This is a genomic window from Mesorhizobium sp. P2_E9, from assembly GCF_056403815.1.
The window spans coordinates 48,343-60,363 of record NZ_JBFUET010000006.1; the positions used below are offsets into that span (position 1 = coordinate 48,343).

At 63.7% G+C, this 12,021-nt stretch carries 11 protein-coding genes; 7 read left to right on the top strand and 4 right to left on the bottom strand.

Features of this window, described 5'->3' with window-relative positions:
* Positions 1-73: 73 nt before the first annotated feature.
* Positions 74-772, bottom strand: coding sequence for a PIG-L deacetylase family protein (locus AC1D05_RS12210; RefSeq protein WP_477440966.1), 699 nt, complete (start codon positions 770-772; stop codon positions 74-76).
* 24 nt (positions 773-796) lie between these two features.
* Here AC1D05_RS12210 and AC1D05_RS12215 point away from each other — a divergent pair, with 24 nt between their 5' ends.
* The 5 genes from AC1D05_RS12215 to nhaA all read left to right on the top strand — a co-directional run bounded on the left by AC1D05_RS12215 (position 797) and on the right by nhaA (position 7,488).
* Positions 797-1,687: a DMT family transporter gene (locus AC1D05_RS12215; protein WP_477440967.1), complete on the top strand. Its 891-nt coding sequence runs from the start codon at positions 797-799 to the stop codon at positions 1,685-1,687.
* Positions 1,688-1,734: 47 nt separating this feature from the next.
* On the top strand, positions 1,735-4,194 hold the full coding sequence (hrpB, locus tag AC1D05_RS12220) for an ATP-dependent helicase HrpB (protein WP_477440968.1): 2,460 nt from the start codon (positions 1,735-1,737) through the stop codon (positions 4,192-4,194).
* Between the two features lie 124 nt (positions 4,195-4,318).
* A complete protein-coding gene (locus tag AC1D05_RS12225) occupies positions 4,319-5,644 on the top strand; it encodes an ActS/PrrB/RegB family redox-sensitive histidine kinase (protein ID WP_477440969.1) in 1,326 nt (441 codons plus the stop codon).
* A gap of 63 nt (positions 5,645-5,707) precedes the next feature.
* Complete coding sequence (locus AC1D05_RS12230) at positions 5,708-6,271, top strand: ActR/PrrA/RegA family redox response regulator transcription factor (RefSeq protein ID WP_010913121.1); 564 nt, start codon at positions 5,708-5,710, stop codon at positions 6,269-6,271.
* A 20-nt stretch (positions 6,272-6,291) separates the two neighbouring features.
* The gene (nhaA, locus tag AC1D05_RS12235; protein WP_477440970.1) at positions 6,292-7,488 is read left to right on the top strand and encodes a Na+/H+ antiporter NhaA; all 1,197 of its coding nucleotides are present in this window, start codon (positions 6,292-6,294) and stop codon (positions 7,486-7,488) included.
* Between the two features lie 14 nt (positions 7,489-7,502).
* Here nhaA and AC1D05_RS12240 read toward each other — a convergent pair whose 3' ends face one another.
* Positions 7,503-8,003 carry an MmcB family DNA repair protein gene (locus tag AC1D05_RS12240; protein WP_477440971.1) on the bottom strand — a complete coding sequence of 167 codons (501 nt, stop codon included), beginning with the start codon at positions 8,001-8,003 and terminating at the stop codon, positions 7,503-7,505.
* A 168-nt stretch (positions 8,004-8,171) separates the two neighbouring features.
* On the opposite strand from AC1D05_RS12240, the gene AC1D05_RS12245 reads away from it, so the two are divergent.
* Positions 8,172-8,387 carry a hypothetical protein gene (locus AC1D05_RS12245; protein WP_477440972.1) on the top strand — a complete coding sequence of 72 codons (216 nt, stop codon included), beginning with the start codon at positions 8,172-8,174 and terminating at the stop codon, positions 8,385-8,387.
* Between the two features lie 1,554 nt (positions 8,388-9,941).
* Here the strand turns inward: AC1D05_RS12245 and cueR are convergent.
* Positions 9,942-10,355, bottom strand: a complete 414-nt coding sequence (gene cueR / locus AC1D05_RS12250; RefSeq protein WP_477440973.1) for a Cu(I)-responsive transcriptional regulator — start codon at positions 10,353-10,355, stop codon at positions 9,942-9,944.
* A gap of 227 nt (positions 10,356-10,582) precedes the next feature.
* Between cueR and AC1D05_RS12255 the strand changes: the two genes are divergently transcribed.
* The gene (locus tag AC1D05_RS12255) at positions 10,583-11,200 is read left to right on the top strand and encodes a L,D-transpeptidase (protein WP_172220276.1); all 618 of its coding nucleotides are present in this window, start codon (positions 10,583-10,585) and stop codon (positions 11,198-11,200) included.
* Between the two features lie 145 nt (positions 11,201-11,345).
* Here the strand turns inward: AC1D05_RS12255 and AC1D05_RS12260 are convergent, their stop codons facing one another.
* Positions 11,346-11,915 carry a NifU family protein gene (locus AC1D05_RS12260; RefSeq protein WP_172220273.1) on the bottom strand — a complete coding sequence of 190 codons (570 nt, stop codon included), beginning with the start codon at positions 11,913-11,915 and terminating at the stop codon, positions 11,346-11,348.
* Between the last annotated feature and the right edge of the window lie 106 nt (positions 11,916-12,021).

Below are 12,021 nucleotides of genomic sequence, written 5' to 3' on the forward strand. Positions count from 1 at the left end.
GCGCCGCAACATGACGAAACGGGTGATTGAAATCGTTGAGAAATGACCGCCGGATGATTGCTCCGGCAGCCGCTCAGTCGGCCTCGCCGATGACGCTGGTCTGTGGCACCACCGGCCGGACCGGCGGCGCGGGCGGCAGCAAGGCGCGTATGTCGGCGAAGGGAAATGTCGGCTCAAAGCGAAAAGCCTCGGCCAGAGAACCGGGGACAGCGTTGCATTGACCGGCGCGAAATTCGTTCTGGATGCGCGCCCTGTCGACATATTGCTCCGGCCGCTGCGAGCGGTGCGCGCGGATCGCCTGCGTCTTGATATCCCGGTAGGCGGAAACATCGACATAGTGCGTCGGCGAGAATCCGGTTCCGCCCATCGTGTCGGCATGCAGCACCGGAACCGCGAACGAGGCCGCGATGCGCACGCCGTCCGACAGCGCGCGATGGTCGGCGTGATAGTCATTGGGCGCGTGCGTGATCACCAGCTCCGGCCCGGTCTCGCGGATCAGCGTTTTCAGCGCGCCGATCAGCGCGGCATCGGCGACCAGCTCGCCGTCGGGAAAGTCGAGGAAGCGTGACGCAGCACCTAGCAGCGCGGCCGCCGCCATTGCTTCCTCACGACGGACACGGGCGAGAACCGTGGCATCGCTCTTGCCACCCCTGGCACCATCCGTGGCCACGGCAAAAGTGAGTTCTGCGCCTTGCGCCGCATAGGCGGCCATCGTACCGAACATGAAGATCTCGATGTCGTCCGGATGCGCACCGAGCGCCAGTATTTTCAACGACTCTCTCCCCGGAAATGGAACGTGACGAACGGAATTCTGCTCGCCCTGATCGCCTATGCAAGCTATTCGGGCAGCGATGCCGTTATCAAGAGCCTCGGCGGACAGTTCAGCGTCTTCGAGATCGGCTTCTTCGCCACCCTGTTTGCCGGGTTTTTCCTGTTCTTCACCCGCCCGGCGGGTGAACGCTGGCGCGATTTCTGGCGCATGAAGCGGCCATGGGCCGTGCAGGCCCGAGCCTGGGCCGGCATCGCTTCCGGCGTGCTCAGCGTCTATGCCTTCACGCACATTCCGCTGGCCGAAGTCTACGCCTTGATCTTCCTGGCGCCCTTGCTGGTCACCATCCTGTCGACCGTCATCCTGAAGGAAAAGGTCGGCCCCTGGCGATGGCTGGCAGTGTTTGCAGGCTTTGCCGGGGTGATGCTGGTGGTGCGGCCGGGCTTTCGCGAATTGAACCTCGGCCATCTGGCCGCCTTCGTGAACGCTTTCCTCGCCGCCACCAGCGTCATCCTGCTGCGATCGCTCGCGCAGCAGGAGAAGCGCACATCGATGCTCGGCGTGCTTGTCGGCTATGGCCTGCTGTTCAACGGCGTCGGCGTCGCCACCACCGCGTTCACCTTGCCGAATGCCATGCAGCTTGTCTGGCTGGCGATGGCGGGCGCCTTCACCGCGGGCGGACAATTCATGCAGCTGCTCGCCGCCAAATACGCGCCCGCCAACCGGATCGCACCGACGCATTATTCGCAGATCGTCTGGGCGGTGATCCTCGGCGCGCTGTTCTTCAAGGAATACCCCGACTGGCTGTCGCTCGTCGGCCTCGCGATCGTCGGTGGGGCCGGCCTGCTGACCATGGTGCGCGAAGAAGTGCGGCTCGGCACGGTGCGCTGGAACCCTTTTTCGCGGACCAGACTTTGAGCCGACGCCGGTTGCACGGCGACCATGACCGCTGATATGCGGACGCAATGACGACAAGATCCCTGCCGGAGCTCCCAGTATCCGCCGTGCTGCCGGCGCTGGGCGCAGCGCTTGGCGCTGGCAACAGCGCCGTGCTGGTGGCGCCGCCCGGTGCCGGCAAGACGACGCTGGTGCCGCTGGCGCTGCTCGATGCATCCTGGCTGGGGGCGGGCAAGATCGTGCTGCTTGAGCCGCGCCGGCTCGCTGCCCGCGCCGCCGCCCGCCGCATGGCGCAATTGCTGGATGAGGAGCCTGGCGCCACGGTCGGCTACGCCATGCGCATGGAAAACCGCACTTCGGCGAAAACCAGGATATTGGTCGTCACCGAGGGCGTGCTGGCGCGCATGATCCTCGATGATCCCGAACTGCCCGGTGTCTCGGCAGTGATCTTTGACGAATTCCACGAGCGCTCGCTCGACGGCGATTTCGGTCTGGCCCTGGCGCTCGACGTGCAGGGCGCGCTGCGACCAGACCTGCGTCTGCTGGTGATGTCGGCGACGCTCGACGGCGCCCGTGTCGCCAAGCTCCTGTCGGGCGCGCCAGTGATCGAAAGCGAGGGCCGTGCCTTCCCCGTCGACATCCGTTACGACGAACGGCCGGCCGGTGTCCCGATCGAGGATGCCATGGCCAAGGCGATCCGCGCCGCACTTGCCGACGAGGGCGGCAGCGTGCTTGCCTTCCTGCCCGGCCAACGCGAGATCGAGCGCACTGCCGAACGGCTGGCCGGCAAGGTCGGCGCCGACACCGACATCGTCCCGCTCTATGGCCAGCTCGACGGCAAGGCGCAGGACGCGGCGATCAAGCCGGCGCAGGCGGGCCGCCGCAAGGTGGTGCTGGCGACCTCGATTGCCGAGACCTCCATCACCATCGACGGCGTGCGCGTCGTCATCGATTCCGGCCTTTCGCGCCTGCCGCGCTATGAGCCGGCCAGCGGCCTGACGCGGCTGGAAACCGTGCGCGTCAGCAGGGCCTCGGCCGACCAGCGTGCCGGTCGCGCCGGGCGCACACAAGCCGGCGTCGCCATGCGGCTGTGGCGCGCCGAGCAGACGGCGGCACTTCCCGCCTTTACGCCGCCAGAAATCCTCGAAGCGGATCTCTCCGGCCTGCTGCTCGACTGCGCCGCCTTCGGTGTCGGCGATCCGACGGCGCTCGCCTTCCTCGATCCGCCGCCGACCCCGGCGCTCAACGAGGCAAGGGTGCTGCTGCGCGCGCTCCATGCCATCGACGAGACCGGGCGCCTGACCGAAGCGGGCGCCTCGATGCGCAAGCTCGCTCTGCCCGTGCGACTGGCGCACATGGTCGCCGAGGCTGCGAAGAGCGGCCATGCATTCGAGGCGGCCATGCTCGCCGTGTTGCTTACCGAACGCGGCCTTGGCGGTGATGGCGCTGACCTCGAACGGCGGCTGATGCGCTTTCGCGGGGAAAGATCGCCGCGCGCCATCGCCGCACGGCAATTGGCTGAGAGGCTGGCAAGGCAGGTGGGCGGCACAAAAAACAGTGGAGCTGTCCCTGCGGGTCTTCTGCTCATCCACGCCTGGCCGGATCGCGTCGCCAAGGCGCGCGGCGAGCGCGGGCGCTTCGTGCTGGCCAATGGCTCAGGCGCCATGCTCGATGCCGCCGACCCGCTGGCGGGCGAGGCCTTTCTGGTCGTTGCCGACCTACAGGGCAAGGCGCAGAATGCCCGCATAGCGGCTGCCGCGGCAATCGGCGAGGACGACATCCGCGCCACGCTGGCCGACCGGATCGAAACACGCCGGCAGACGAGCTTCGACCGCGAGCGCCGCGCCGTGCGCGTGCGCGAAACGGTTAGGCTCGGCGCCATCACGCTGGCCGAACGCATGCTGCCGGCTCCTTCCGGCGCCGAGGCCGACCGCGCCATAGCAGACGCCTTGCGCGAGCACGGGCTGTCGCTGCTGAGCTGGAGCAAGGAGGCCGAGACGCTGCGCCAGCGGCTGTCCTGGCTGCATCGCGGCCTCGGCGCACCTTGGCCCGATATGTCTGATGAAGCGCTGATCGAGCGCCTCGACGACTGGGTGCTGCCGTTCCTGTCGGGTGCGGCTTCGTTTGCCGCCATCGGTCCGGGCATTGTCTCGGCCGGCCTCGCTTCGCTCGTGCCGCACGATTTGCAGCGCAAGGTCGAGGCGCTGGCGCCGACGCATTTCGACGCCCCGTCGGGCAGCCATGTGCCGATCCGCTATGACGGCGAATGGCCGGTGCTGGCGGTTCGCGTGCAGGAATTGTTTGGCTTGGACCGCCACCCCTCGATTGCCAATGGGACGGTGCCGCTGACACTTGAACTGTTGTCGCCGGCGCACCGGCCGATCCAGACCACACGCGACCTGCCCGGCTTCTGGCGCGGCTCCTGGACCGATGTGCGCGCCGACATGCGCGGCCGTTATCCCAAGCATGTCTGGCCGGAAAACCCGCTGCTCGCCGCCGCCACCGCCCGCGCCAAGCCGCGAGCATGATCCCAAAAAGTGGGAACCGGTTTTTGGAAAAGATCATGCTCAAACCAGAAGTAGGGCTCCAATCCGACTCCATCGGATTGGAGCGGACCTAGCGTTCCTGGCCTCGCGGCTGTAATCCATTTCCATGATCAACGTTTTGCGTTCGCCCGATTTCCAGCAAAGCCAGCGGCTGCGCCTCAACACGCTGATCCGGCTGCGCTGGCTGGCCATTGTCGGCCAGAGCGTGGCGGTGCTCGTCGTCGCCTATGGCTTGAAATTCCCGCTGCCGGTCAGCCTGTGCTTCGCGCTGATCGCCTGTTCGGCCTGGATGAACCTGTTCCTGGCCTTCCGCTTTCCGGCCGCGCACCGGCTTACCCCGTTTGCCGCCTTCGGCATCCTGATCTTCGACAGCCTGCAGCTTGCAGGCCTGCTCTACATGACCGGCGGCCTGACCAATCCGTTCTCGCTGCTGATGACCGTGCCCGTCGTCATTTCGGCGACCTCGCTGCCCCTGCGCCTGACTTCCATCCTTGGCGGGCTGGTGATGATCGCGGCGACCTTGCTGGTGTTCATCCATCTGCCTTTGCCCTGGTATGAAGGCGCGCCGCTGGCCATGCCCTTCATCTATGTCGCCGGCATGTGGATGGCGGTGCTCTCTTCGATCGCCTTCACCGCCATCTATGCCTTCCGGGTGGCCGCCGAAGCGCGGCTTCTGGCCAATGCGCTTGCCGCCACCGAACTGGTGCTGCAGCGCGAACAGCACCTTTCGGCGCTCGATGGCCTGGCGGCGGCGGCGGCGCACGAGCTTGGCACGCCGCTCGCCACCATCACGCTCGTCGCCAAGGAAATGGAAAAGGCGCTCGGCAGCGATCCGAAATACGGCGAAGACGTGAAGCTGCTGCGCTCGCAAAGCGAACGCTGCCGCGAAATCCTCAAACGCCTGACCAGCCTGTCGTCGGAGGGCGAGGCGCATCTGTCCCGCTTGCCGCTGACCTCGCTGGTCGAGGAGGTCACCGCGCCGCATCGCGACTTCGGCATCTCGATCAAGCTTCGCCCGGGCGAGCGCACCGGGCCGGAGCCGGTCGGGCGCCGCAATCCGGGCGTCATCTATGGCCTTGGCAATCTGGTCGAAAACGCCGTCGATTTCGCCCGCAAAAGCGTCACCGTGCGCTGGAGCTGGGATGAGGCCGCCGTGACCTTCTCGATCATCGATGACGGTCCCGGTTTTCCGCCCGAGATCATCGACCGCATCGGCGAACCCTATATGTCGACGCGCCAGGGCAATGAAGCCGGCGGTGGCCTGGGGCTTGGCCTATTCATCGCCAAGACGCTGCTTGAACGCTCGGGCGCCACGCTCGATTTCCGCAATTCGAGCGGCCTGGGAGAAGGGGCCGTGGTGCAGATTTCGTGGCCGAGAACGGTCTTCCTGAACCCGGAAACGGCCCCGGCCACCATGTTTGACATTGCGTAAATTGGACAATAGCGGCGCAAAACTATATCTGCGTAAAATTAAGGCAGCAGGAATTTCAAGACGATGACAGGCGATGAAAATATTGGCGCAATGGTTGAAGGCGAGGACACCTCGCTTCTGATCGTCGATGACGACAAGCCGTTCCTCACCCGTCTGGCCCGCGCCATGGAAACCAGGGGCTTCGTGGTCGAGACCGCCGAGAGCGTCGAGGAGGCCGTGGGCAAGGCGCGCGCCAATCCGCCGGCCTATGCCGTGGTCGACATGCGGCTCGGCGACGGCAACGGCCTCGATGTGGTCGCCGCGATCCGCGAGAAGCGCGAGGATTCCCGCACCATCATCCTGACCGGTTACGGCAACATCGCCACCGCGGTGACCGCCGTGAAGCTCGGTGCCGTCGATTATCTGTCGAAGCCCGCCGACGCCGACGACATCTTCGCGGCGCTGACCCGCACCTCGGGCGAGCGCGCCGCGCCGCCGGAAAACCCGATGTCAGCCGACCGCGTGCGCTGGGAGCATATCCAGCGCGTCTACGAAATGTGCGAGCGTAACGTCTCTGAAACCGCGCGCCGGCTCAACATGCACCGCCGCACGTTGCAGCGGATATTGGCCAAGCGCGCGCCGCGCTGAGAGCGAGCAGCGGAGGCGACATGCAGGATCTGAAGCAGCGGCCGGTTTCCGTTTTCCGCGAATTTCTCGACAGCGAGGCGGCTGGTGGCATCATCCTGATGGTGGCCGCCGCGCTCGCGCTGATCGTCGCCAATTCGCCGCTTGCCGAAACCTATTTCTCCGTTCTCCATGCCTATCTCGGCCCGCTCAGCGTCTCGCACTGGGTCAATGACGGGCTGATGGCGGTGTTCTTCCTGCTCGTCGGGCTGGAGATCAAGCGCGAGATGCTGGACGGCCAGCTGTCGACCTGGCCACGCCGCGTCCTGCCCGGCATCGCGGCAGCCGGTGGCATGCTGGTGCCGGCGCTGGTCTATGTCGCCATCAACCGCAACAACGGACCGGCCCTCTCCGGCTGGGCGATCCCGACCGCCACCGACATCGCCTTCGCGCTTGGCGTGCTGTCGCTGCTCGGCAGCCGCGTGCCGGCGTCGCTGAAAGTCTTCCTGACCGCGCTCGCCATCATCGACGACCTCGGCGCCGTCATCATCATCGCCATCTTCTACACCGGCGGCCTGTCGCTGGCCTATCTCGGCGCCGCCTTCGCCGTCATTGCGGTGCTCATCGGGCTCAACCGCATGCGGGTGATGACATTGGTGCCCTATCTCGTGCTCGGCGCCATCCTGTGGGTGCTGGTGCTGAAATCGGGCGTCCACGCCACGCTTGCCGGCGTTGCGCTGGCGCTGACCATTCCGCTCGAACGCTCCGCCGGGATCGGCCACGACCTCGACCACTCGCCGCTGCATCGGCTCGAGCATGGCCTGCACAAAATCGTGCCGTTCTTCGTCATTCCCATCTTCGGCTTCGCCAATGCCGGCGTTTCGCTCGCCGGCCTCAGCTTTGGCGCGCTGATCGAGCCACTGACGCTGGGTGTCGCTGCAGGCCTCGTGGTCGGCAAGCTGGTCGGCGTGTTCGGCTCCTCCGCACTTGCCATAAGGCTCGGCCTGGCCGATCTGCCGGCCCATGCCGGCTGGTCGCATATGGTCGGCATCTCGCTGCTCTGCGGCATCGGCTTCACCATGAGCCTGTTCATCGGCCTGCTCGCCTTCGCCGGCGATGTCGCACTGCAGGACGCGGTCAAGGTCGGCATCCTTGCCGGTTCCTTCATCGCCGCCATCCTCGGCGCCGCCGTGCTGCTGATGGCGCCGGCTGCGGGTGGGGTGGGAGACGAGACGGAGTAGGGGCGGACAACGAACTATTCGCTCTCCCCCTCCAGCGCCGGCACCGACACACCAGCCAGTTCCGCCGCCAGCAACCGCGCCGCGCCGGCCCGCGCGATGCGCAGCATCAGCGCCTTGCGCGTTGCCGCCGCCATGCGATGCTCCGGCGCGTCGCGCAGGATTTCGGCGCCGTAGCCGTCGGACAGGATGAAGCCGCACTCTTCCGGGAAGATTTCCGCCGGCACGCCGGGATGGGTGGCGAAGAAGAAGCGGTCGGAATGCAGCCGGTAGTCGGGCCATTTGCGGTCGACCTTGAAATCCTCGATCGAGGATTTGATCTCGATGATCCAGATGTCGCCCTGCCGGGTCAGCGCCACGAGGTCGGCGCGGCGGCCGGTGGCCAGCGACAATTCAGGCAGCACATGCGCGCCCATTTCCATGAGCAGCCGCTGCACGCCGCGCCGCACCAGCATGGCGCGTTCGGATTGGCGGCCGTCAATGAGGGGGTTGATTGCGATGGGGGAAATGATCGGCATGGCAGCCACCATGCCAGATTTTGTTCACGGTTTGAACCCCTCGGGCGATGGCGATTATATATTTGACAAACCCGGATAGCGGGCAGCGGTACCTGTGCTACAAAATCAGCCATGCTCCCTACGCGCTGTTTCCGTTGTTTCGCTGGAACCGTAATCCTTGGTGCGGCCATGCTTCAGGCCCTCTATTGGTTTGGCCCCATAGGGTTTGTGCTCGTCCTCGGCATCGGTATTCCAGCCATCCTGGCAGCTGCCTATTATTGGACCGACCTCGAAACCCGCAAAGGCCGTGGCTGGAACTGGCTGAAAGACAAGGGCTTCGAGGGCGAACCCCAGCGGATGAATGCGGCCCGCCCCCTTCAACAAGGCGGGCAGTTCGCGCTATGACTTAGCTCCTACTTGGGGAAGGGGGGCTAAATGCGAGCGTCGACGCGATACTATTAATTGCCGTAGTACCCGCGGGCATGGGATTTGTCGTTTGCTTTTTCCTGCGACAGAGATTCCGGATCAGACCGGTTACGCTCATGCGCATATTCGCTCTAGTCATGGCTATGATGGGTTACTTGGATATTCGGTTAGCGGAGGCTGTCGGCGGGAAGAGCAATCCGTCGCCCGCTACTTCGATCCAGCCCCAAACCAGCGGATGAACGACACATCCTTTTCGGTGATCCCCACCGGCTCTCACTGGCGCAAGGAAAGTAGAAACATCTGAGGCCGATTGGGTCTGTCAAATGTACGATCGCCTGGCGATAGGGATTGTATATTTGACAACCCTACGACCGAATGGCGGTCCGTGGGGAATCGGCAGGAGCGAAGTCGAGCTTTAATCCAGTGGAACACCACAAGGCCGGTGCGATCCCTACGGCTGGGATCAGCGCGATTCGCCCTGGCGAACTCGTTGTTTTTCGAGGAACCGCTTGGCGTGTTCCCCCCACTCCGCGGCCGTTGTTTTGTGCTCTCGAACGTATGTTTCGAAAGCCTTGCGCAGAGCGTCAAGGTCCAATGCCCAAAGCCGCTCGCCCTTATCGTCGTTCAACATTGCGTCACCAAGCCCCTTGAGGCGACGATATGCCCTTCAAATCAAGTCTTCAAGAACCGGTCCTGACTTCTTTCGGGTGTATCGGGCCTGTCAAATATACAATCGCCTTCGATAGGTGACCGATTGGAGACCGCAGGAACTGCTGCCAGTAGGAATGAAGTCGACTTCATCCCGTGAATCAGCGCCAGCGCAGGTGCTGCCTTTACAACTAGGCAGTCCGTGGACGGGACTTCAGTCTTAATTGAGCTATTCCTAATATGTATATAGGTTTGGTCGTGCGGGAGACGATCCCAAAAGCCTGACCCGCAACGACCCGGCACGACCCCATGTCCCCCCGACTGAGCGTGCCGGGTCGTTCCTACGAGGGGACTGGCAAGCGGCGCGTCCAAGGCGCGATCGCTCACGCGACGATGTCTGTCAAATATACAACCCGGGGTTTGTCAAATGTACAAACCGGCCCGGCCTGAAGCTGCCTTCCGTGATCGCGCAATATTCGGCTGAGTGCAGTCTGGTATTGATCCTTTGCGGAACGGCCCTATGTCGTGCCTATCAACTTCCGTTCTTTGTTAGAGAATGGCAGGACTAAGGTCTTGCGTGTATAGCGCAAAGGTCTGAGGGGACCGTTTAGGTTCCGTTAATGTCCATTGGATGTTCCGTTACTTTAGTTAGTCGGCATATGAAGGCTGACGTAAGGGAACATGGCTGGCGAAATGGCCGGCGCAGCTTGGCTTGGGTTTATAGGGGGGCTGCACCGGCCATTGCGGGTGTGGGCTTTTGGGTGTGATTGTCCCCGCGTCGATTAACCTATACGTATATTAGCAATCGCGCAAATAAGACTGAAGTCCCTTGTTCCACGGGACCCGGCCGGACTTCCTCATAGGTTTGACTTCCGCCAGCCCTTGCTATGAAACGGCCCTTTCGCCAGGCGCCGCAGCCCCTGCCATGTCATCCAGGATCGGGCAGTCCGGCCTGTTGTCGCCATGGCAGGCGTGGATCAGTTTCTGCAGGGTCGTGCGCATCGACTGCAGCTCGCGCACCTTTTCCTCGATCGCCGTGACATGGGCGGCGGCGATCTCGCGTACGTCGGCGCTGGCGCGGCCGCGATCCTGGTAGAGCGCCATCAACTGGCGGCAATCATCGATGGAAAAGCCGAGGTTGCGCGCGCGGCGCAGGAAGGCCAGCCGGTGGATATCGTCGCCGGAATAATCGCGGTAGCCGTTGGCGGCGCGCGCCGGCGCGATCAGGCCGATCTCCTCATAGTAGCGGATGGTCTTGGCCGGCAGGCCTGAACGGTGGGCAGCGTCGCCGACATTCATGACTGATCCTCGATTCCAGGTAACCGTTTGATGTCGCCCGCATTGAATTTACTTCACAATCCGGTGAGGGCTGTTGCCGAAATGCCATAGTAATACGCTTACCAGCGGGTAAGGCCACGCATATAGGCATCGTGCGCTTGGCAAGCAAAGCAAATGCCAGCATGAATGATGGCAAGAAAGCGGTCGACTCGTGCCGCTGACCTTTGGGCGGGGCTCCGGATCATCTCATGCGCATGAAGTCGCTTGCAATAATTGCCGCATTGGCGCTGTCCACGGCCATCGCCGGTTGCAGCACCATTGGCGGGCAGATCTTCTCCAACGACTACGGCGCGGTGACCGATGCTGGCTACCAACTGCCACGCATCCCGATCGAAAAAGTGCCAAGGCAGTTCCACCGGCAGGAAGTGAACTACGACACCAAGGAAAAGCCGGGCACCATCATCGTCGATACGCAGAACAAGTTCCTCTATTTCGTCGAGGGCGACGGCCTGGCGATCCGCTACGGCATCGGCGTCGGCCGCGAGGGCTTCGAGTGGCATGGTACCGCCCATATCGCGCTGAAGCGCGAATGGCCGACCTGGACGCCGCCCCGTGAAATGATCAGGCGCCAGCCGGAACTGGAGAAGTTCGCCGACGGCATGGAGCCCGGTCTGAAGAACCCGCTCGGCGCGCGCGCCATGTATCTGTTCAACAAGGGCGGCGACATGGGTTACCGGCTGCACGGCAGCCCGGAATGGAATTCGATCGGCAAGGCGATGTCGTCTGGCTGTATCCGCCTGATGAACCAGGACATCATCGATCTCTATGACCGCGCCTCGGTCGGCGCCAAGGTCATCGTGATGTAAGGGACCACGATCCCTCGCGGGATCATGGTCAGACACGTTTCGTACGCGGACCGTCTAGGCAACAACGGACGTCCCAAACAGAAAACCGGGCAATTCGGCCCGGTTTTTTGTTGTTTGGAGTTTGGATGATGTCCGTATGGAGCGGTCAGGAGACCTGTTCGACCTGCTGCACTTCGGGCACGAAATGCCGGAGCAGATTCTGGATGCCGTGCTTCAGCGTTGCCGTCGATGACGGGCAACCGGCGCAGGCGCCCTTCATGTGCAGGAATACGGTGCCGTTCTCGAAGCCGCGGAAGGTGATGTCGCCGCCATCCTGGGCCACCGCCGGGCGCACCCGCGTGTCGAGCAACTCCTTGATGGTGATGACGAGTTCCTCGTCAGCCTTGTCGTAGAATTCACCGGTCTGGCTGGTCTCGGCGGCCGGGCCGGCCTTGGCCATGACAGGCGCGCCGGACATGAAATGCTCCATGATGGCGCCAAGGATCGCCGGCTTCAGGTGTTGCCAGTCGGGGCCGTCCTTGGTCACGGTGATGAAATCGTAGCCGAAGAAAACGCCGGTGACGCCGGGAATCTCGAACAGCCGGCCGGCCAGCGGCGAGGCCGTTGCCGCACTGTCGGCATCGCGGAAATCGGCTGTGCCTTCGAGCAGCACTTCCTTGCCGGGCAGGAATTTCAGCGTCGCCGGATTGGGTGTCGATTCGGTCTGGATGAACATGGCCGTCTCCGTGCCCGTTTCGGGCAACCAGTTTGGAATAATTCTAAATAGGCTCTATCGGCTGGACATTCAAGCGAAACGCATCGCCCGAACGGTTGGCTGGCGG